At 68.6% G+C, this 20035-nt stretch carries 20 protein-coding genes; 3 read left to right on the top strand and 17 right to left on the bottom strand.

The genetic code is table 11. From position 1 onward, the window contains the following. Window positions 1–108: 108 nt before the first annotated feature. The 5 genes from SSP08S_RS38475 to SSP08S_RS38450 form a co-directional block, all read right to left on the bottom strand. Window positions 109–390: a DUF3892 domain-containing protein gene (locus SSP08S_RS38475; protein WP_019072977.1), complete on the bottom strand. Its 282-nt coding sequence runs from the start codon at window positions 388–390 to the stop codon at window positions 109–111. Between the two features lie 141 nt (window positions 391–531). Then, the gene (locus SSP08S_RS56705) at window positions 532–1251 is read right to left on the bottom strand and encodes a MerR family transcriptional regulator (protein WP_019072976.1); all 720 of its coding nucleotides are present in this window, start codon (window positions 1249–1251) and stop codon (window positions 532–534) included. A 303-nt stretch (window positions 1252–1554) separates the two neighbouring features. Then, window positions 1555–2268, bottom strand: coding sequence for a DUF2637 domain-containing protein (locus SSP08S_RS59920; protein ID WP_078532650.1), 714 nt, complete (start codon window positions 2266–2268; stop codon window positions 1555–1557). Window positions 2269–3425: 1157 nt separating this feature from the next. After that, a complete protein-coding gene (locus tag SSP08S_RS38455) occupies window positions 3426–4754 on the bottom strand; it encodes a class I SAM-dependent RNA methyltransferase (protein ID WP_019072973.1) in 1329 nt (442 codons plus the stop codon). Between the two features lie 104 nt (window positions 4755–4858). Further along, a complete protein-coding gene (locus SSP08S_RS38450; RefSeq protein WP_019072972.1) occupies window positions 4859–6910 on the bottom strand; it encodes an APC family permease in 2052 nt (683 codons plus the stop codon). A gap of 370 nt (window positions 6911–7280) precedes the next feature. Here SSP08S_RS38450 and SSP08S_RS38440 point away from each other — a divergent pair, with 370 nt between their 5' ends. Both SSP08S_RS38440 and SSP08S_RS38435 read left to right on the top strand, forming a co-directional pair. Continuing rightward, entirely contained in the window at window positions 7281–7952 is a 672-nt protein-coding gene (locus SSP08S_RS38440) for a potassium channel family protein (RefSeq protein WP_019072970.1), read from the top strand. Continuing rightward, window positions 7952–8629: a potassium channel family protein gene (locus SSP08S_RS38435; protein ID WP_019072969.1), complete on the top strand. Its 678-nt coding sequence runs from the start codon at window positions 7952–7954 to the stop codon at window positions 8627–8629. Before SSP08S_RS38440 ends, SSP08S_RS38435 begins: the two co-directional genes overlap by 1 nt. 63 nt (window positions 8630–8692) lie before the next feature. Here the strand turns inward: SSP08S_RS38435 and SSP08S_RS38430 are convergent, their stop codons facing one another. The 8 genes from SSP08S_RS38430 to SSP08S_RS38395 all read right to left on the bottom strand — a co-directional run bounded on the left by SSP08S_RS38430 (window position 8693) and on the right by SSP08S_RS38395 (window position 16479). Further along, window positions 8693–9451, bottom strand: coding sequence for a DUF3159 domain-containing protein (locus SSP08S_RS38430; protein WP_019072968.1), 759 nt, complete (start codon window positions 9449–9451; stop codon window positions 8693–8695). Between the two features lie 3 nt (window positions 9452–9454). Continuing rightward, the gene (locus tag SSP08S_RS38425) at window positions 9455–9853 is read right to left on the bottom strand and encodes an OB-fold nucleic acid binding domain-containing protein (protein ID WP_019072967.1); all 399 of its coding nucleotides are present in this window, start codon (window positions 9851–9853) and stop codon (window positions 9455–9457) included. A 45-nt stretch (window positions 9854–9898) separates the two neighbouring features. Then, the gene (locus SSP08S_RS38420; protein ID WP_019072966.1) at window positions 9899–10582 is read right to left on the bottom strand and encodes a response regulator; all 684 of its coding nucleotides are present in this window, start codon (window positions 10580–10582) and stop codon (window positions 9899–9901) included. Next, on the bottom strand, window positions 10579–13131 hold the full coding sequence (locus tag SSP08S_RS38415) for a sensor histidine kinase (RefSeq protein WP_019072965.1): 2553 nt from the start codon (window positions 13129–13131) through the stop codon (window positions 10579–10581). Before SSP08S_RS38415 ends, SSP08S_RS38420 begins: the two co-directional genes overlap by 4 nt. A 152-nt stretch (window positions 13132–13283) precedes the next feature. Beyond that, window positions 13284–14465, bottom strand: coding sequence for an alginate lyase family protein (locus tag SSP08S_RS38410; protein ID WP_026179198.1), 1182 nt, complete (start codon window positions 14463–14465; stop codon window positions 13284–13286). A gap of 157 nt (window positions 14466–14622) precedes the next feature. Beyond that, complete coding sequence (locus SSP08S_RS38405; RefSeq protein WP_019072963.1) at window positions 14623–15375, bottom strand: DUF3710 domain-containing protein; 753 nt, start codon at window positions 15373–15375, stop codon at window positions 14623–14625. A 1-nt stretch (window position 15376) separates the two neighbouring features. Next, the gene (gene dut / locus SSP08S_RS38400) at window positions 15377–15898 is read right to left on the bottom strand and encodes a dUTP diphosphatase (RefSeq protein ID WP_019072962.1); all 522 of its coding nucleotides are present in this window, start codon (window positions 15896–15898) and stop codon (window positions 15377–15379) included. Continuing rightward, window positions 15895–16479 carry a PaaI family thioesterase gene (locus tag SSP08S_RS38395; RefSeq protein WP_026179197.1) on the bottom strand — a complete coding sequence of 195 codons (585 nt, stop codon included), beginning with the start codon at window positions 16477–16479 and terminating at the stop codon, window positions 15895–15897. The genes dut and SSP08S_RS38395 overlap by 4 nt, the downstream gene beginning before the upstream one ends. Before the next feature lie 58 nt (window positions 16480–16537). Between SSP08S_RS38395 and SSP08S_RS38390 the strand changes: the two genes are divergently transcribed. Then, entirely contained in the window at window positions 16538–17002 is a 465-nt protein-coding gene (locus tag SSP08S_RS38390; protein ID WP_019072960.1) for a DUF3093 domain-containing protein, read from the top strand. Between the two features lie 19 nt (window positions 17003–17021). Here the strand turns inward: SSP08S_RS38390 and SSP08S_RS38385 are convergent, their stop codons facing one another. The 4 genes from SSP08S_RS38385 to SSP08S_RS56700 form a co-directional block, all read right to left on the bottom strand. Beyond that, complete coding sequence (locus SSP08S_RS38385) at window positions 17022–17939, bottom strand: hypothetical protein (protein ID WP_086022046.1); 918 nt, start codon at window positions 17937–17939, stop codon at window positions 17022–17024. Window positions 17940–17952: 13 nt separating this feature from the next. Further along, a complete protein-coding gene (locus SSP08S_RS38380) occupies window positions 17953–18249 on the bottom strand; it encodes a DUF4193 domain-containing protein (protein WP_005481602.1) in 297 nt (98 codons plus the stop codon). Window positions 18250–18644: 395 nt separating this feature from the next. Beyond that, on the bottom strand, window positions 18645–19877 hold the full coding sequence (locus tag SSP08S_RS38375) for a sensor histidine kinase (RefSeq protein WP_026179196.1): 1233 nt from the start codon (window positions 19875–19877) through the stop codon (window positions 18645–18647). Between the two features lie 7 nt (window positions 19878–19884). Further along, window positions 19885–20035 (bottom strand): winged helix-turn-helix domain-containing protein (locus tag SSP08S_RS56700; RefSeq protein ID WP_043260017.1); only part of this gene is annotated, 151 nt, incomplete at its 5' end.

The raw sequence follows: 20035 nt of genomic DNA, 5'->3' as shown, positions 1-20035 counted from the left end.
AGAAGGGCCGACCGAAACCGGCCGCCTGTGACCGCAAGGGTTTCCTGCCGCCGAACGTGACGCGCGAGTCAGGAGCGGACACAATGGACGCCGCCCGCGCCTGACTCGTCAGCGTCGCGGCAGCGCGAGCAGGTTGTCCGTCCACACGCCGTCGGCATGAGTCTGCAGGTACTTGGGACCTTGGGCCGGCTTCCGAACAGCCACATCGGCTCGGTTCCCGTGCCCGTCATCGGTGTACGCCTGACCGTTCCGGTTCTCGATCCACGCAACGATCTCGGCACGAGAGTTGTCGCCGCTGGAACCCTCGGCCTGATCCGACCACCACAGGCGGTCGATATGCTGATGCGTTCGGCCAGCCGTGAGATGTACGGCGGTGATCTGAATGGCCACTTAAGGTTGCTCCTCACTAGAGCCGCTTTGCGGCAGATCAGTGAGGGCCGTACGCTCTGCGTGTCACCGGGTTGCGTAGCGACCCTCTGCTGAGGCGGGCATTGGCGTGCCCGCCTCAGCGCATTTACAGGTTCTAGCCGGTCACGCTGGCAACTCTCCCTGCTCAAGGGCATCCTGCGATGTGTCCTGCAGGACATCCGAAGGCAACGCCTCATTGGGTTTGATGCCCAAGACGACAGTGGTCGGGTCGGACGCGCGCGGGCGGGTACGAGCAAGACTCACGCGGGTTGTTGCGAACCACCGGGGCGTGGGCTCTGCGTCCTCTCCCACCTCCGCCATACGAGCGACGGCGAAGCCGATCGTGAGGGTCGTGTCGTCCATCTTCATTTCGCGACCGTGCTTGTCGACGACCATCATGTCCGGCTGACAATCAGGGCAGACACAGGTCATCACGTCGATAACGACGCGCGCTACCGCGAGCGAGCCTTCCGTGGACGAGACGTGTTGGCGCGCTACGTACTCCAGTTCGCCGAGGTCGAGCCTGCGAGCGTTCCGAGCGGCAACGAGGAACTTCCAGACCGGCAGAAGCTCCTTCAGGGCCTCGATCGGCACACCCCCATCGCGAGCCCTCAGGACCCAGGTGAGCAGGTCGACGACGACCGCCGGGTAGGCGCCGGCACGTGATCCCACACGCACAGATCGGGGCAACAGCCCTTCCGAGACGTAGAAGGTCAGCTGACGGTCGCTGACTCGGTATCCCTCTGCACGCACGCGAGCTATCAGCTCGGACTTGGTCACCAAGTCGGGGTCTCCCCCTTGCAACTGCAGGTATTCCAGGAAGCCGTTTTCCTCGATCGCCATAACACCACCTCCCTCTACAGCTTCACTGTACCACGCGCCACCGACAGTGAAGACGTCACCCACTACACCGCCACTGTAGTTAGGATAGCGTCTCCTTACTAGCGAAGCAGGGATGGTCGAAAGGCAGCGAGCGATGCTCGCGTCACTGCGTTGACGTGACGGCGCCGACCCAGCCGAGCAGGGCAAGACATCGGCGGAGTCTGTCAGCCGAGACAAGGAATTCCGACGCCGCGACGCCCCCTACTCACGTATTGACGGCCGCACTCTCGTCGTCGCCCAGATCCTGGACGCGGCCACCCCAACTCACCCAGAAGTCTCCTTCGGATCGCCGCCCCGTCCCTCGACGCCATCACGCCGTGCCTCGGCGCCTCCGCCAAGACCTCCTCGCACAAGCGCAGTCAGATACCGCGACCGGCTCGCGCCGATGCGCAGTTCTCTCCTCAGGGTCTCCGCTGACACAGGCCGCTGGTGGAGGCGTCGGTGCCGACCATCAATCATCCGGGCTCGATCGAGCAGGGGATCTCCTTCTCCTACCGACCGTTCGAGCTCCACGTCAACGCCGCCCTCCGTCTGAACCTCGGCTGCACCTCCTACCTGGTCACTGGGGCGATGTACCAACAGTTCAACCGACAGCAGCAGCGCAACGGGGGGCCATCCGGCAACCAGCACCGGCTTCCACTCCAAGACCGGCGCTGCCGCGACGTTCGCGGCCAGCGAGACAGCGATCCCCAAGAGGAAGGCGGACCACACCGTGACTCTGGCTCGGCGCGTGCGCGGCGCCGTGGGCTTCAACAAGCCGACCGTCGCCAAGAGCAAGAGCCCGTCGACGGACAACGGCCACAACGAGGCACCCACTCTGTCCGCACCACCTTGCAGCGCGAACTCCCTCTGATGAACGTACGACGCGTATGCGGCAACTCCGGCTACGACAAGAGCGCACAAAGGCCGGACCCACAGATCCAGATCGAAGGCCCGCCGCCCTGCGGCTCCCTCCCTTGGCCCGATGTCCTCACTCATGGAGGCACCGCCTCAGTGCACAACGCGTGCACACTTCCACGGGAACTCCCGGGAACTCGCAGGTAGAAGCGGGAAGCCCCCAGACACAGGAAAGGACCCCGACCTGGCCGTAAGTCCAGGTCAGAGCCCTGCCGACAGACGAGCCGCGCTGTACGCCGGGTTCTGACGCCCGTTGACCTCAAAGTCCGTCACGAGACGGCCCTCCGTTGAAGGCTCGACGGGAAGGTAGGCATTCGCCGCGTTCGTCGACCACCACGCAGTGGTGGTGTTCCTTACCTATGTCCAGTCAGATGCGGCCGGGTTCCTGAGCGGTCAGGCGGAGGCTTCGACGTCCACGGCCGCCTCCACGTGGTTGCCGAAGTCGTCGACGAGCAGGCGGAAGAGCATGCCGAGGCGGCGCAGGTCGTCCGGCGACCAGGCCACGAGCGCGATCTCCGTGCCCCGGCAGCTCCGCCTCTCGCATGCGGTCGACCACGCCCAAGCCGCTGTTGGCTGATCAAGGTCGAACCAGGCGCCGGCGTGGCCGACGCGAAGCCGGAAGGGCTCGCGGTACTTTGATCCTGTGGCTGAGGGCCTCGGAGCTGTCGCAGATGGAGGTACGGTCCCAGCCGGCCATCTCCTCGCCCATCAGAGGGCGGTACAACCACCCGCAAAGGCCGTCACGTATCCGCCCGAATCGCCCTCTGCCCCGCATCCCCCGGTCGTGCGCAGCCTTTACGAACGCGTTTCCTGCTCTCCACACCCACAGAGACAGTCCCGATGCCGGGGACTTCCGACGCGCTGAAGCGCAGGTCCTCTGTCTGTGGAAGAAGGCCCTCACCCACCAAGATCCGGACCAGGAGCGGACCAACTTCGCCCTCCGTCAGGCAATCTCACTCATTTCTGCAGCTCAGGAGTAGTTGGACTCGTGTACCACCAGCAGACCAAGAACCTGCTGAGCGCTGCGCGCAAGCGACTGAGCACAACCGCCTGAGATCGCGAAATTCTCAGCGGTGCCCCTCAGCCGGGCTGCACATTAGATCGCCTGACCAGCAGCGCAGCACGACTGACACCCCATCAGAACGAGCGTCAAATGAGCGTCACGAGCGTCATTTCAGCGTCAAGATATCGCCCGTAACGCCCACACCGCACATAATGCGCATGCGCAAAACCGCAGGTCAGGAAACCTTGGCCACCGGTTCAAGGATGGCAACGCACTCCACATGATGAGTCATCGGAAACAGATCGAACGCCCGCAGAGTCCGCACCCGATACCCCCCGTCCCGGAAATACCCCAGGTCCCGTGCCAGCGCCGCCGGATCGCACGCCACGTACGCGATCTTCCGCGCCCCGAGCGACGACAGGTGCTCCACGGTCTTCTTCCCGGCACCGGAGCGAGGCGGGTCGAGGACGATCAGGTCGACCTCGCTGATCCCCGTCTTCGGGAGCACGCTCTCGACCTTCCCCTGCTCGATCCGCACGCGCTCGAACCCGGCGAGATTGTGCCGCGCGTCCTCGACCGCGCGCTTGCCGGACTCGATGCCGAGGACCGCGCCCTTGTCGCCGAGGCGGTCGGCGAGGGCGCCCGCGAAGAGGCCGACGCCGCAGTACAGGTCCAACGCCATGTCGCCCTTGCGCGGGAGCAGGCCCTGCATGACGGCCTTGACGAGGGTGTCCGCGGCCATCGGGTGGACCTGCCAGAAACCGCCGCTGCCGACGCGGTACGTACGGCCGTCGGCCCGCTCGCGGACGAACGCGCGGCCGTGGACGCGGTGGATGCCGCCGTCGTGCTCCTCGACGCGCATGACGGAGACGGGGCGGTCGAGTTCGACCAGGGGGAGGCGGGCTCCCGGCCTCGGCTCCAGAATCACCATGCGGTCCTGGGAACCCGTCGCCGCGATCGCGTCGACCGACGCCATGCCGGACCAGTCGCGCTCCTCGATGCCCAGCTCGCTGACCCCGGGCGCCGCGATCATGCAGTGCTCGATGGGCTCGACCTCGTGCGAACGGTGCTTGCGCAGACCGGCGTTGCCGTCGACGTCCACCGCGTACTGGACGCGGGTGCGCCACTGCGGGACCTGCCCGGCGGGCAGCTTGTCGCCCTCGGCCGGCATCACCGTGCCGTCCCAGCCGGCCTCCTCGGGCGTGAGGCCCGCGAGCCGCTGGAGCTGCTCGGCGATGACCTCGCCCTTGAGGCGCCGCTGGGCGCCGGGCTTGGCGTGCTGCCAGTCGCAGCCACCGCAGCGGCCGGGACCGGCGTAGGGACAGGGCGCCTCGACGCGGTCCTTGGACTCCTCCAGGATCGTCACGGCGTCGGCCCGCAGGAACCGCGCGCCCTCCTCGCCGTCGGTGACCCGCGCGATCACGCGCTCACCGGGCAGCGTGTGCCGGACGAACAGCACCTGGCCCTCGGCCGTACGGGCGATGCAGTGCCCGCCATGGGCGACGGGGCCGACCTCGACCTCGTACTCCTCCCCCACCAGCGATTTCTTCGGTTCTGCCTGCATGGCGGGGTGACTCCACAACGTCAAAGGGGGAACGGCCGGACAACAGCCCACCAGTCTACGTGGGCCCTGCCCGACCGCTCACCACAAAGTGCGCCAGGAGACGCTCAGCCCTTGGTGTCCGAGGACTCCTTGTGCCGCTCCTCCGCAGGCCCCCGCCGCACCGCACCCGGCGCGCTCCATTCCTGCCGCTTGCGGGCCCGGATCTTCGCCGCCTCGGAGGACTCCAGCTGGTACGGCACCGACGTCACCATCACGCCCGGCGTGAACAGCAGCCGGCCCTTGAGCCTGAGCGCGCTCTGGTTGTGGAGCAGGTGCTCGTACCAGTGGCCGACGACGTACTCGGGGATGATCACGGAGACGGCATCCCGCGGGGATTCCTTCCGCAGGCCCTTCACGTACTCGATGATCGGCCGCGTGATCTCCCGGTACGGCGAGTCGAGCACCTTCAGCGGTACGTCGATCCCGCGCCGCTCCCACTCCTCGCGCAGTGCCTTGGTCTCGGCCGGGTCCACGTTGACGCTGAGCGCCTCCAGGGTGTCCGAGCGCATCAGCTTGGCGTAGGCCAGGGCCCGCAGCGCCGGGCGGTGGATCTTGGAGATCAGGACGACCGAGTGGACCCGGGACGGGCGGAGGCTGTCGTCGCTGGGGCCCTCGGGGGCCGCGATCTCCTCGGCGACCCGGTCGTAGTGCTTACGGATCGCGGTCATCGTGGCGTAGAAGATGCACATGCCGAGCAGCGCCACCCAGGCGCCGTGCGTGAACTTCGTGACCAGGACCACGACCAGGACGAGACCCGTGAAGAACGCACCGAAGGCGTTGATCGCGCGCGAGCGGACCATGTGGCGGCGCTTGGCCTGGTCCTTCTCGGTGGCGAGGTGGCGGTTCCAGTGCCGGACCATGCCGGTCTGGCTGAGGGTGAAGGAGACGAACACGCCCACGATGTAGAGCTGGATCAGGCGGGTCGAGTCGGCGCCGTAGATCGCGATCAGCAGGGTGGCGGTGCCGGCGAGCAGCACGATGCCGTTGGAGAAGGCCAGGCGGTCGCCTCGGGTGTGCAGCTGGCGCGGCAGGTAGCGGTCCTGGGCGAGGATCGAGCCGAGGAGCGGGAAGCCGTTGTACGCCGTGTTGGCGGCCAGGAACAGGACCAGCGCGGTGGCCGCGGCCAGCACGACGAACAGGAAGCTGCCCTTGCCGAACACGGCCTCGGCGACCTGGGAGATCACCGGGTTCTGGACATAGTCGGAGCCGATGGCGACACCGTTGTGGATCAGGTCGGTGGCCGGGTTCTCGGCCATGCGGACCTTGGTCGTCATGGCCAGCGCGATGATCCCGCAGAACATCGTGACGGCCAGCAGGCCCATCGCCGCGAGGGTGGTCGCCGCGTTCTTGGACTTGGGCTTGCGGAAGGCCGGGACGCCGTTGGAGATCGCCTCGACGCCGGTCAGGGCGGCACAGCCGGAGGAGAAGGCGCGCAGGAGCAGGAAGACGAGCGCGAAGCCCGCGAGGCCCTCGTGCTCGGCCTTGATGTGGTAGTCGGCGGTCGGCGCCCGCATGGTGTCGCCGAGGACGAGTCCACGGAAGGCACCCCACGCGATCATGATGAAGACGCCCGCGACGAAGACGTACGTCGGGATCGCGAACAGCGAACCGGACTCCTTCACGCCGCGCAGGTTCATCAGCGTGAGGAGCACCACGACGACGATCGCGCAGATCACCTTGTGCTCGACCACGAACGGGACCGCGGAGCCGAGGTTCTCGATGCCGGAGGCGATCGAGACGGCGACGGTGAGGACGTAGTCGACGAGCAGGGCGCTGGCGACGGTGAGGCCGGCCTTGGGGCCGAGGTTGGTGGTGGCCACCTCGTAGTCGCCGCCGCCGCTGGGGTAGGCGTGGACGTTCTGCCGGTAGGAGGCGACCACGGTGAACATCAGCACCACGACCGCGACCGCGATCCAGGGGCTGAAGTGGTAGGCCGACACGCCCGCGATGGAGAGGACCAGCAGCACCTCGCCGGGCGCGTACGCGACGGAGGACAGCGGGTCGGAAGCGAAGACGGGGAGTGCGATGCGCTTCGGCAGGAGCGTTTCGCCCAACCGGTCGCTGCGCAGTGCGCGCCCGATGAGGATGCGCTTGGGCACGTCGGTCAGTTTGGACACAACAGAGGATCGTAGGCCTTCGAACAGGCGATCCTCTACTCGCCACCTGCCTGAGCCATGTCATCTGCCTCACGGGTGAAATCCGTGACGAGTGGAGTTGCGGATTCCGTCGGGAGTGGCGACTCCGTGTCTATATGACAAAACCCCGCTCCCGCCCGCCCCCTGGAGGTTCCATGCCCTCGACCGCAGAGCTGATCGGCGCCCTCGCCGCCCTGGCCGGCCTCGGAATCCTCACCCTGGCCAGTGTGCGCAGCATCGGGCGCCGCTGACGCACAGGGGTGCCCCGGAAGGGCCGGACGTGTGTACTTTGGCCTCGGTCTGAGACCCTGATGGGGCTGAGCATTGATTTCAGGACACCGGAAGGACGGTCGTGCACATCGTCATCATGGGCTGCGGCAGAGTGGGTTCCGCTCTCGCCCAGACCCTGGAGCAACAGGGGCACACGGTCGCCGTGATCGACCAGGACCCCACCGCCTTCCGTCGGCTGGGCCCGGGATTCGGCGGCCGCCGGGTCACCGGGGTCGGCTTCGACCAGGACACGCTGCGCGAAGCGGGCATCGAGGAGGCGGGCGCGTTCGCGGCCGTCTCCAGCGGTGACAACTCGAACATCATCTCCGCGCGGGTGGCCCGCGAGATGTTCGGCGTGGAGAACGTCGCGGCCCGTATCTACGACCCCCGCCGTGCCGAGGTCTACCAGCGCCTGGGCATCCCCACCGTCGCCACGGTCCGCTGGACCGCCGACCAGATGCTGCGCCGTCTGCTGCCCTCGGGCGCGGAGCCGCTGTGGCGGGATCCCACCGGCGGTGTCCAGCTCGCCGAGGTGCACGCCTCGGCGACCTGGGTGGGCCACAAGATCAGCAAGTTGCAGGAGGAGACGGGCGTCCGCGTGGCGTTCCTCACCCGTCTCGGCGAGGCGATGCTGCCCTCTTCGCAGACCGTGTTGCAGGAGGGCGACCTCGTGCACGTGATGATGCGCACGGACGAGGTCGACAAGGTCGAGGCGGCGTTCGCCAAGGGTCCCGAAGAGGAGGGCGGTCACTGATGAGGGTCGCCATTGCCGGAGCCGGCGCGGTCGGACGTTCGATCGCCGGTGAGCTGCTGGAGAACGGTCACGAGATCCTTCTCATCGACAAGGCCCCGACCGCGATCTCGGTCGAGCGGGTCCCCCAGGCGGAGTGGCTGCTGGCCGACGCCTGCGAGATCACGTCCCTGGACGAGGCGGCGCTCCAGCGCTGCAACGTGGTGATCGCCGCGACCGGCGACGACAAGGTCAACCTCGTCGTCTCCCTCCTCGCGAAGACGGAGTACGGCGTCCCGCGCGTCGTCGCCCGCGTCAACAACCCGAAGAACGAGTGGCTCTTCAACGAGTCATGGGGCGTCGACGTGGCCGTCTCCACGCCCCGCCTGATGTCGGCCCTGGTCGAGGAAGCGGTCTCGGTCGGCGACCTGGTCCGCCTCCTCCGCTTCAGCCACGGCGACGCGAACCTCGTGGAGCTGACGCTGCCCGAGGAGTCGGCCCTGGCCGGCACCCAGGTCGGCGACGTGGAGTGGCCCGAGGACACCTCCCTGGTCACGATCATCCGCGGCACCCGCGTGCTGACCCCGTCCCGCGAGGACTCCTTGGAGGCGGGCGACGAGCTGCTGTTCGTCGCGGCTCAGGCGCGTGAGGAGCAGCTGGAGGACTTGCTGTCGGTGCGCCGGGAGGACGCGGCGACTTAGTCCGGTTCTACGACGAAGAGGGCGCCCCGAGATCTCGGGGCGCCCTCTTCGTCGTAGCAAAAACTATGCGTCTCGCCGGTGCCGGCCCTCTGCGGTGGCAGCTGCGGCCTTCCGCTCCTTCTCCGCCTGTTCCTCCGCTTCCATCTCCGCGAACACGTCGATGGGCGCGGGTGCCTTCGCGAGGAAGACCCAGGTCAGCCAGACGGCCAGCAGGAAGGGCGGGATCTTCAACGCGACCAGGACCCAGCCGAGTTGGGCGGTGTTGGCCCACCAGTAGAGCGGGAAGAGGATCGCGCACTTGGCGAGCAGGATCAGGCCCCAGGCCCAACTGGCCTTGGCGTAGGCCTTCTTGCGGCCGGGGTTGCGGGTGCGCCAGGAGAGGTTCTCCTTGAAGACCGGGCCGAGGATCAGGCCGATCAGCGGGACGCCCGCGAGGGTCGTGATGATGTACGCCAGCGCCAGGCCCAGCGTGTAGAGCATGCCGGGGAGGTAGAAGTTCTTGGCGTTGCCGGTCATCATCGCGAAGACGACACCGAAGGCGACGCCGAAGACACCGCTGAAGGCGTGCTTGACGGTGTCGCGCTTCACCAGGCGGACCACGACCAGCACCAGGGACACGGCGAGGGCGGCGATCGCCGACCAGTGCAGGTCCTTGTTGATCGTGAAGATGGTGACGAAGAGGAGGCCGGGCAGGACCGTTTCGATCATGCCGCGCAGCCCGCCGAACGCCTCGAAGAGGGCCGCCTCGGTCACCGCCCGGACATCCTGCTCGCTGTCTTCGGCGTCCACGGTCTCTGTGGTCGGCTTGTCGAGCGACGTCACCGGCTACTCCCGTCCGAGGGGTCTCAGTTCGTATTTCGGGTTGAAGAGCACCCGGCGGCCTCTGCTCATGGAGATCCGGCCGGACGCGATCAGCTTGCGTCCCGGTTCTATGCCCACGATGGAACGCCTGCCGAGCCACACCACGTCCAGGGCTGCCGAGCCGTCGAACAGTTCGGCCTCCAGCGCGGGGACTCCCGCCCGGGGGCGCAGCGTGACCGTGCGCAAGGTACCAGTAACCGTCACGATCTGTCGGTCGTGGCAGTCGCCGATCCGGACACAGCCCTCGGTCTCGGAGTCCTCACGCAGCTCCTCGGACTCCAGGTCCTCCTGCGAGGAGGACAGCCGGTCGAGCATGCGCCGGAACCGGCCGGCCGGCTTTTCGGAACGGGAGACAGCGCTCATATCTGAAGCGTACCGGGGTCCACCGACAGCGACGTACCCACGTCGTCAGCGCTCGAACCGGTAGCCCATCCCGGGCTCCGTGATGAAGTGCTTCGGGTGCGCGGGGTCCGTCTCCAGCTTGCGCCGCAGCTGTGCCATGTAGACGCGGAGGTAGTTCGTCTCGGTCCCGTAGGACGGCCCCCACACCTCCTGGAGCAGCTGTTTCTGGCTGACCAGCCGCCCGGTGTTGCGCACGAGCACCTCCAGCAGATGCCACTCCGTGGGGGTCAGCCGTACGTCCCGCCCGTCGCGCTGGACCTTCTTGGCGGCCAGGTCGACGGTGAACTCCTCGGTCTCGACCAGGACGTCGTCCTCGCCGCCCCCGGTGGGCTCGGCCCGGCGCACGGCGGCCCGCAGCCGCGCCAGCAGCTCGTCCATGCCGAAGGGCTTGGTGACGTAGTCGTCGGCGCCCGCGTCCAGCGCCTCGACCTTCTCGTCCGAGGAGTGCCGGGCGGACAGCACCAGGATCGGCACCCGGGTCCAGCCCCGCAGCCCCTTGATCACCTCGACGCCGTCCATGTCGGGCAGCCCCAGGTCGAGGACGACCACGTCGGGGTGGCGGGAGGCGGCGAGGTCGAGCGCGGTCTTCCCGTCGGCCGCCGCGTCGACCTCGTACTTCCGTGCCTTGAGGTTGATCACGAGGGCCCGCACGATCTGCGGCTCGTCCTCGACCACGAGGACCCTGGTCATGAGACCTGCCTTTCCGGTTGTACGTCGTACACGTCGTGCCCGTCTTCCACGGCACCTTTCGCCGCGCGGAGCGTGAGGACCATGGTGAGGCCGCCGCCGGGTGTGTCCTCGGCGTTCAGGGTGCCGTTCATGGCCTCGGTGAAGCCACGCGCCACGGCGAGGCCGAGCCCCACTCCCGCACCGCGCGGGGCGTCGCCGTAGCGCTGGAAGGGCTCGAATATGCGGTCCTTGGCCTCGTCGGGGACTCCGGGGCCGCGGTCGACCACCCGGACCTCCACCCGGTCGGCGATGGCGCTGGCGGACACCAGGACGGGCCGGTCGGGCGGACTGTACTTGACCGCGTTCTCGACCAGGTTGGCCACCGCCCGCTCCAGCAGCCCGGGGTCGACGGCCACCATGGGCAGCGTCTCCGGGATGTCGAGTTCCGCGCTGCCCTCGGGGACCCCGACCAGCGCCATGGGCACCACCTCGTCGAGGTCGATCTCCCGGACGATCGGGGTGACCGTGCCGGTCTGGAGGCGGGACATGTCGAGGAGGTTGCCCACGAGGTGGTCGAGCCGGTCGGCGCCGGCCTCGATGCCCTCCAGGAGCTCGGCCTGGTCCTCCTCGGACCACGCCACGTCGTCGGAGCGCAGACTCGACACGGCCGCCTTGATGCCGGCCAGCGGGGTCCGCAGATCGTGGCTCACGGCCGCCAGGAGGGCCGTACGGATGCGATTGCCCTCCGCGAGCGCGCGGGCCTGGTCGGCCTCCTCGCGCAGGCGCCTGCGGTCCAGTACGACGGCGGCCTGCGCGGCGAAGGCGGCCAGCACCCGGCGGTCGGAGGCGGGCAGCACGCGGCCGGTCAGCGCGAGGGCCATGTGGTCGCCGACCGGCATGTCCACATCGCCGTCCTCGGGCCGCTCCAGCGGGACCCCGACACCGACCCGGCCGGCACAGGTCCAGGGGTCGACGTCGCTCTTGCGTTCCAGCAGCGCCACGGACTCCATGCCGAAGGTCTCCCGGACCCGCTCCAGGAGCGCTTCGAGGCTGGTCTCGCCGCGCAGCACGCTGCCCGCGAGGAAGGACAGGATCTCCGACTCGGCGCGCAGTCTGGCGGCCTGCTGGGTGCGGCGCGCGGCGAGGTCGACGACGGAGGCCACGGACACGGCGACGCCGACGAAGATCGCGATGGCGACGATGTTCTTGGGGTCGGCGATGGTCAGCCGGTGCAGCGGGGGCGTGTAGTAGTAGTTCAGCAGGAACGACCCGAGGGCCGCCGAGACCAGCGCCGGCAGCAGCCCGCCGAGCAGCGCCGCGGCGACAGTCAGCGACAGGAACAGCAGCATGTCGTTGGCGAGCCCGAGATGGATCGCGTTCAGCAGGAGCGCGAGGCCCACCGGCCCGACGACACCGACCACCCAGCCCGAGACGATCCGGGCGCGCCCGAGCCGCGCGCCCCGGGCCACCGGCAGTCCGCGCCCCTTGGCGACCTCTCCGTGGGTGACGATGTGGACGTCCAGGTCGGGACCGGACTCGCGGGCGACCGTGGTGCCGACGCCGGGCCCGAAGACGTACTGCCAGGTCTTGCGGCGCGAGGAGCCGAGGACGATCTGGGTGGCGTTGACCCCGCGCGCGAAGTCGAGCAGCGCGGCCGGGATGTCGTCGCCCACTACGTGGTGGAAGGTGCCGCCGAGGTCCTCGATCAGGGTGCGCTGCTGTGCCAGTTCCTTCGGGGAGGCGGAGGTCAGGCCGTCGCTGCGGGAGATGTAGACGGCCAGCACCTCACCGCCGGCCCCCTTCTCGGCGAGCCGCGCGGCCCGCCGTATCAGCGTCCGCCCTTCCGGCCCGCCGGTCAGTCCTACGACGATCCGCTCGCGGGAGCCCCAGATCGCCGACACCTGGTGCTCGCGGCGGTACTCCTGGAGGTACTCGTCGACCCGGTCGGCCACCCACAGGAGGGCCAGCTCGCGCAGGGCGGTGAGGTTGCCGGGGCGGAAGTAGTTGGAGAGGGCCGCGTCGACCTTGTCGGGCTGGTAGATGTTGCCGTGCGCCATCCGCCGCCGCAGCGCCTGTGGCGACATGTCGACGAGCTCGATCTGGTCGGCCCGGCGGACGACCTCGTCGGGCACGGTCTCCTGCTGGCGGACCCCGGTGATCGACTCGACGACGTCGCCGAGGGACTCCAGGTGCTGGATGTTGACGGTCGACACCACGTCGATGCCGGCCGCCAGCAGTTCTTCGATGTCCTGCCAGCGCTTGGTGTTGCGCGATCCCGGGATGTTGGTGTGGGCGAGTTCGTCCACCAGGGCGACGGCGGGGGCCCGGCGCAGTACGGCGTCGACGTCCATCTCGGTGAAGACGGTGCCCCGGTAGGACAGCTCCGCGCGCGGGACCTGCTCCAGGCCGTGCAGCATCACCTCGGTGCGGGCCCGGCCGTGGTGCTCCACGAAGGCGACCACGCAGTCGGTGCCCCGCTCCACCCTGCGGTGGGCCTCGGACAGCATGGCGTACGTCTTGCCGACGCCCGGTGCCGCACCGAGGTAGATCCGAAGCTTGCCGCGTCCCATGGCCTCATTGTCTTCCCGTCACACCCGTGTACGCAGCGTCGACTTTACGGCCAATAAGTCCGACAAAAGGGGTGGCGAGCCTGGTCCTGGACGTCTTTGACACAACCCTGATGCCCGTACGGCACGGTACGGGCATCAGGGCGCGGCGGTGCTCAGTTGGGGTTGTCGCCGTGGGTGAGGGTCTCCCAGGCCACGAAGAGGTTATTGGTGCCGGCCGGGCGGTTGTCGAGGGTGAGCGTCTGGGTATTGGTCATGGCGATGCCCAGACGGTTGTGCAGCGCGTTGTAGCCGACCTCGGTGACCGGTCCGAGCCCGAGGGTCAGCGACCCGCCGCACAGCCAGCTCGGCACGGCCGTCCCGAGCTGGTACTTGGCCTGGAACCCGAGCGCCTGCCGCAGCCGCTCGCCGACGTCGGTGCCGTAGAGGTCGGTGCCCTGGATCCGGCTGGTCTCGGCGACGTGCGAGATCGAGGAGAGGCCGTACCCGGTGTGCGTGAAGTCGCGGCACGTCTCCTGGGTGAGCCCGGTGACGAAGGTCGACTGGCCCTGCCAGTAGGCGACGATCTTCGCCGTGGTGTTGAGGTTCTGGCTCGGCACGGTCTTCGGTACGGAACCGTCCGAGGCGAGGTAGATGTACGCGGCCGTCCGCGTCCGGAAGAGCGCCATCGCCTTGTCGTACGACGTCTTGTCCTCAAGGAAGACGGAGATGCCGATCGCCGCGTCCATCATCGTCAGCTCCCAGTTCCCGTTGGAATTGGAGCCGTTGATGATCTCGGGCAGGTAGACGTTGCGGAGCATGGTCGCGAAGCGGGCCGAGTTGGTCCACGTCCCGGTGTACGTGTACTTGATGATCTCGGCGGCCTTGGGCCAGGAGGCGCCGGCCCAGCCGGTCTGCAGGGGCGCGTTGCTGTTGGTGTGGCTGGTGATCGTGGCCGACCAGGCGTCCATGATCTCGATGGCCTTCTGGGCGTAGCGCGCGTCCTTGGTGATGTACCAGGCGAGCGCGTCGGTGTAGGCCGCTATCGCGTCCTCGCGTTCGTCGGTGCAGCCGTAGTTGGGGTTGGAGTACGAGCCGCACTCGACGACGGCTCTGGGCTTCGGGGTCCGGCTCAGACTGGCGTAGGAGCTCGCCATCATCTGGTCGTAGGCGCCCTTCCAGGGCTGGGCGCCGGCGAGGACCTCGGTGCGGGCGAAGTCCAGCTGGCTTCTGGAGACGTCGACTCCGGGGTGGACGAAGGTGGCGGGGGCCGCCTGGGCGGTGACGGTGGCGCCGGGCTGGGCGAAGAAGCCCAGGACCAGCGCGGTGACGACGGAGAGCAGGGCAGCACGGCGCACGGTGACTCCGTTCTCGTATGTGAACACAGAGCACCCTGATGAACTTGGGCGTTGAGCCGAGACCATAGGTACAGACCAATACGCCGTCAAGAGTGCGCACACGACAAAGGGCCGCACCCCCGGAGGGGTACGGCCCTTTCGAGGCTGTCTGTTCCTGCTAGCGGACCTCGGTGATCTCCGGTCCGCGCTGCAACTGGCCCATGCCGCCGGAGAAGCGGGAACCCGCCTCCTCCTGCTGGACGCCCTCGGGAACCATCTGGGCGTCGTTCGGCAGCTTCAGGACGATCGGGTCGCGGGGCGCCATCGGGCCCTCGCCGCGAACGACGACCGTGTCCCGGAAGATCTGCTCCAGCAGACCGGCCGCCTGCGGCTGCACCGCGCCCTGCCCGGAGATCACCCCGCGCAGGAACCAGCGCGAACCGTCCACACCGACGAACCGCACCACCTGGAAGCCGCCCGTGCCGTCCGGCAGCTGCACCGGAACCTGCGCGCGCAGCTCCCAGCCCAGCGGCCCCTCGACCTCGTCGACGATGCCGCCCTGCTGGGTGATGCCGCTGGCGATCTCCTCGCGGACCTCACCCCAGATGCCCTCGCGCTTGGGAGCGGCGAAGGCCTGCAACTGGATGGCACTGTCCTTGAGGACCACGGTGGCGGCGACGATCGCGTCACCCGCGACCTCGACCCGCAACTCCATGCCGTCGACTCCCGGCACGAACAGACCGCCCAGGTCCACCCGGCCCTCGGCGGGGTCGCCGACCTCCGAGTCGTCCCAGGGTCCGTCGGGGCGGGGCTCCGGTTCGAGCCTCACGCGCTCCACCGCGTCCGCCTCAGTGTCGACGTCGTCGACGACCTGCTCGGCCTCGCTCGCCGCGTCCTCGGCGGCAGTGCCCTTCTTGCGACGTCCGAACACGTCACTGTCCTTCCCGGTCGGATACGACCGAAGCGTATCGATTCCCACCCGTGGTGCCGCCCACGGCGGCGTGACCGCCGGTGGACCCGAAGCCCCCCTCGGCCCGCGCCGAATCGGGAAGTTCCGCGACCTCCTGGAAGCGGACCCTCTCGACCTGCTGGACGACCAGCTGGGCGATCCGGTCGAAGCGCTCGAACCGTACCGACTCGTACGGGTCGAGATTCACCACGATCACCTTGATCTCCCCACGGTACCCGGCATCAACCGTCCCCGGGGCATTCACTAGGGCGACACCGCAGCGGGCGGCGAGCCCCGAACGGGGGTGTACGAAGGCCGCGTACCCCTCCGGGAGCGCGACAGACACCCCCGTGGGCAGTACGGCCCGTTCACCCGGCTTCAGTTCCCGGCCCTCGGTGGTCCGCAGATCCGCGCCCGCGTCACCGGGGTGCTCGTACGACGGAAGCGGTACGTCGGGGTCGACGCGCCGGATCAGTACGTCCAGGGGACTACGGCCACTGCTCACGGGTTCACCTCGAAGGCACGGGTACGCCGGACCTGGTCCGGGTCGTCCATGGCGGCCCGGATCTCCTGCGGGCGGCCGTTGTCGATGAAGTGGTCGACCTTCACCTCGATGAAGAGGGCGTCGGCGCGCACGGCGACCGGCCCGTCGGGAGCGCCGATGCGTCCCGTGGCGGTCGAGTAGATCTTCCGGCCGGCCACGGCCGTCACCTCGGCCTCCAGGTACAAGACGGTGTCCACGGGCACAGGCCGCACGAAGTCGGTCTCCAGGCGACCGGTCACCGCGATCGTCCGCAGCAGCCAGTTCAGCGAGCCGAGGGTCTCGTCCAGCGCGCTGGCGAGCACTCCGCCGTGCGCGAGGCCCGGGGCGCCCTGGTGGGCGGCCCGCACGGTGAACTCGGCGGTGATGGTCACGCCCTCGCCGGCCCGCGCCGCCAGATGCAGCCCGTGCGGCTGGTCGCCGCCGCACCCGAAACACTGTTCGTAGTGGGCACCCAGCAACTCACCGGGCGCGGGCGCGTCAGGGTGCCGCACCGGTTTCACGGCGTCGGACGGAGGCTGAAGAGCTGGAGAAGTACCACCCACAGCCGCAGACCTTACCCGCGCGTCGGTATGTTCCGGACACCGTGCCAAGCTTGGCTTCATGCAGCTTTCCGCCTCCCCCTACGACGAGCGCCTCACTGCCCCCCGTTCGTGGTGGTTCATCTCGTTCCTGGTGGGCGTCTCCTTCGCCCTGATCCTGCTGCCCTTCGGCACCCTGCCGCTGCTCGGCGGCCTGGTCGGCGGCACCGCGTTCGCCGCGGTCACGGCCAGCTCCTACGGCTCGCTCCGCATCCGGATCGTGGGCGACTCGCTGATCGCCGGCGAGGCGAAGATCCCGGTGACGGCGCTGGGCGAGGCGGAGATCCTGGACGCGGAGGAGGCACGTGCCTGGCGCACCCACAAGGCCGACACCCGGGCCTTCCTGCTGCTGCGCTCCTACATCCCCACGGCACTGCGCGTGGAGGTCACCGACCCGGCCGACCCGACGCCGTACCTGTACCTGTCGACGCGCGAGCCGGAGCGGCTGGCGGAAGCGCTGAAGGCGGCACAGGCGGCAGCGGTCTAGGACCGGCCCCTCCGGTCCCTCAGCGACCGAGTTCCTTGGGGATCTCGCCCATTCTGAGCGGGTCCGGCGGGGTCTCCAGGGGTGGGAGTTCGGGCAGCGCGTCCCAGGGCACCTGGGCCTTGCGCAGGTCCTTGCGGATGCGCTCGGCGAGCTTCTTGGTGTCCCGGCGGTTCATGACCGCTCCGACGGCGGCGCCGACCATGAAGGGCATCAGGTTCGGCAGGTCGCGGACCATGCGTTTCATGATCTGCTGGCGCAGTTCGCGCTTCATGTGGCCGTTCAGCGCGGCGCTCATGGTCGACGGCTTGGTCACGTCGATACCGCGCTCCCCGGACCAGGAGTTCAGATACGCGGTGCTGCGCTGCCTCAGGTCGCCGGGCGGACGGACGCCGTACACCTCGTACAGCTCGGCGATCAGCTTCAGCTCGATCGCGGCGACGCCGGTGATCTCGGCGGCCAGTTCGGTGGGCATCGCGGGCGGCACGGGCAGCATCGCCGCGGCACCGATGCCCGCGCCGACGGTCGACGTCGCGTTCGCCGCGCCCGCCACCAGCTTGTCGGCGAGCTGCTCGGGCCCGAGGCCCGGGAACTGCCGCCGAAGCGCCTCGAGGTCCCGTACGGGGATCCGCGGGGCTATGTCGATGATTCGGTCGGCGAGGTACGCCAGGCCCGCCCTGGCCCGGCTGCCGCCCTTACGGACGCCATCCCTCGCCTTGTCCCGGATGACCGCCACCCGTCGTTTGGCGACGGGGGCGGCTGCGGGAACGTCGGCGGGCACCGGGAGGTCAGCCCGGTCGGCCGCCGGTTCGAGCGAGGCTGATCCCTGTTCGGATGAGCCCCGCTCGTCGTCACGCGCGCCATGAGGGCCGTCAGCCGGCCCTTCGTCCGCTCCCGGCTTGAGGGAGCGGCGCTTCCAGGGTGGGGTCGAGCCAGTCACGGCCGACCCCTCCTCAGTCGCAGTCGCGGCAGATCGGCTGGCCGTTCTTCTCGCGGGCCAGCTGGCTGCGGTGGTGCACCAGGAAGCAGCTCATGCAAGTGAACTCGTCCTGCTGCTTGGGCAGCACCCGGACGGCCAGCTCTTCGTTCGAGAGGTCCGCTCCGGGCAGTTCGAGGCCCTCGGCCGCCTCGAATTCGTCGACGTCCACTGCGGAAGTCGACTTGTCGTTCCTACGCGCCTTGAGCTCTTCAAGGCTGTCCGAGTCGACGTCGTCGTCGGTCTTGCGTGGGGTGTCGTAATCCGTTGCCATGTCGCGCTCTCCCCCTCTGGGTGTCTGCGGTGTCTCCAGCGCACGTAACGCGTGAGAGGCCGGACTTGTGCCCGACCTGAGGCGGAGATTTTGCCTCACATCAAGGTCTGTTACTCAATCGACACCCAACCGGACCCCTCAAGAGTGATCGGCTTGGATGGCGAAGGGGACCGTACACGGTCCCAATGCCGCTCTTCAAAGGCACCTCACCGTGTACTTCCCGTGATCAAGACCCCTGAAAACCCGGATTTTCCCGGCTTTCCGACAGGGTGCATGATCACGGAGAGTAGATGCCCCGAAAATCGTGCTTGTGATCGATCACACACAAGAGTGCCGAAGATGCGGCCAGAAAATTCCGCGCAAAGCGAACATCCTCGTGTGTCGGCGACATGATCTCAGATGGCCAGGGTGACTCGCATCACGAGCCCACCCCCCTCGCGGGGCTGGGCCGAGATATGGCCACCGTGTGCGCGCGCCACGGACCGCGCGATGGACAGACCGAGGCCCACACCCTTGTCGCTGCCCGTTCGCTCCGTACGGAGCCGTCTGAAGGGCTCGAAGAGGTTGTCGATCTCGTACGCCGGGACCACCGGACCCGTGTTCGAGACGATCAGCACCGCATGACCGTGCTGCACCTCGGTGGTGACCTCGACCCAGCCGTCCTCGGGCACGTTGTACCGCACCGCGTTCTGCACCAGGTTCAGGGCGATCCGCTCCAGGAGGACGCCGTTGCCCTGGACGACGGCCGGCTTGCGCTCGCCGCGGATGACCACGTTCTTCGCGCTCGCCTCCGCGTGCACCTGGTCGACGGCCTGCTCGGCGACCTCGGCGAGGTCCACGGGCTTGCGCTCGACGATCTGGTTGTCGCTGCGGGCCAGCAGCAGCAGACCCTCCACGAGCTGCTCGCTGCGCTCGTTGGTGGCCAGCAGTGTCTTGCCGAGCTGCTGGAGCTCGACAGGGGCGCCGGGGTCCGACAGATGCACTTCCAGGAGCGTGCGGTTGATCGCGAGCGGGGTGCGCAGCTCGTGCGAGGCGTTCCCCACGAAGCGCTGCTGCGCGGTGAAGGCCCGCTGCAGCCGGTCCAGCATCTCGTCGAAGGTGTCCGCGAGTTCCTTGAGTTCGTCGTCCGGGCCGTCCAGCTCGATCCGGCGGGACAGGTCCGAGCCGGCCACCGCGCGGGCGGTCCGGGTGATCCGGCCCAGCGGGGACAGCACCCGGCCCGCCATCGCGTACCCGAAGGCGAAGGCGATGATCGCCAGGCCGAGCAGGGTCAGCAGGGAGCGGCTGAGCAGGTCGTCCAGGGCGTGCTGGCGCTGTTCGTTGACGCACTGGTTCATCGCGTTGTTGAGCGTGGTCGCCGACGGCTCGGACGGGAAGTTGCAGGTGCTGCTGCCGACCGAGCCGGAGATGACCTTGAAGGGCAGCTCACTGCCCACGTTCAGCGCGTGCGCCGCGAGCAGGTAGATGATCGACAGCAGCAGTATCCCGGCGATCAGGAACATGCCGCCGTACAGCAGCGTGAGCCTTATGCGGATGGTGGGACGCAGCCAGGGGAACGGTGGTTCGGGCCTTCTGGGGTCCCACGTGGGCTTCGGGGGCGCCTGGGGAGGCGCGGGAGTCGTCGCCACCGTGGACTCAGATCCGGTAACCGGAGCCGGGCACGGTGACGATGACAGGCGGCTCGCCGAGCTTGCGGCGCAGCGTCATGACCGTCACCCGCACGACGTTGGTGAACGGGTCCGTGTTCTCGTCCCAGGCCTTCTCCAGGAGCTGCTCCGCGGAGACG

It is taken from the genome of Streptomyces hokutonensis (assembly GCF_000376565.1).
GTDB classification, from domain to species: domain Bacteria; phylum Actinomycetota; class Actinomycetes; order Streptomycetales; family Streptomycetaceae; genus Streptomyces; species Streptomyces hokutonensis.
The sequence above is the reverse complement of the archived record's forward strand: the minus strand, read 5'-3'. Positions and strand labels throughout refer to the sequence as shown.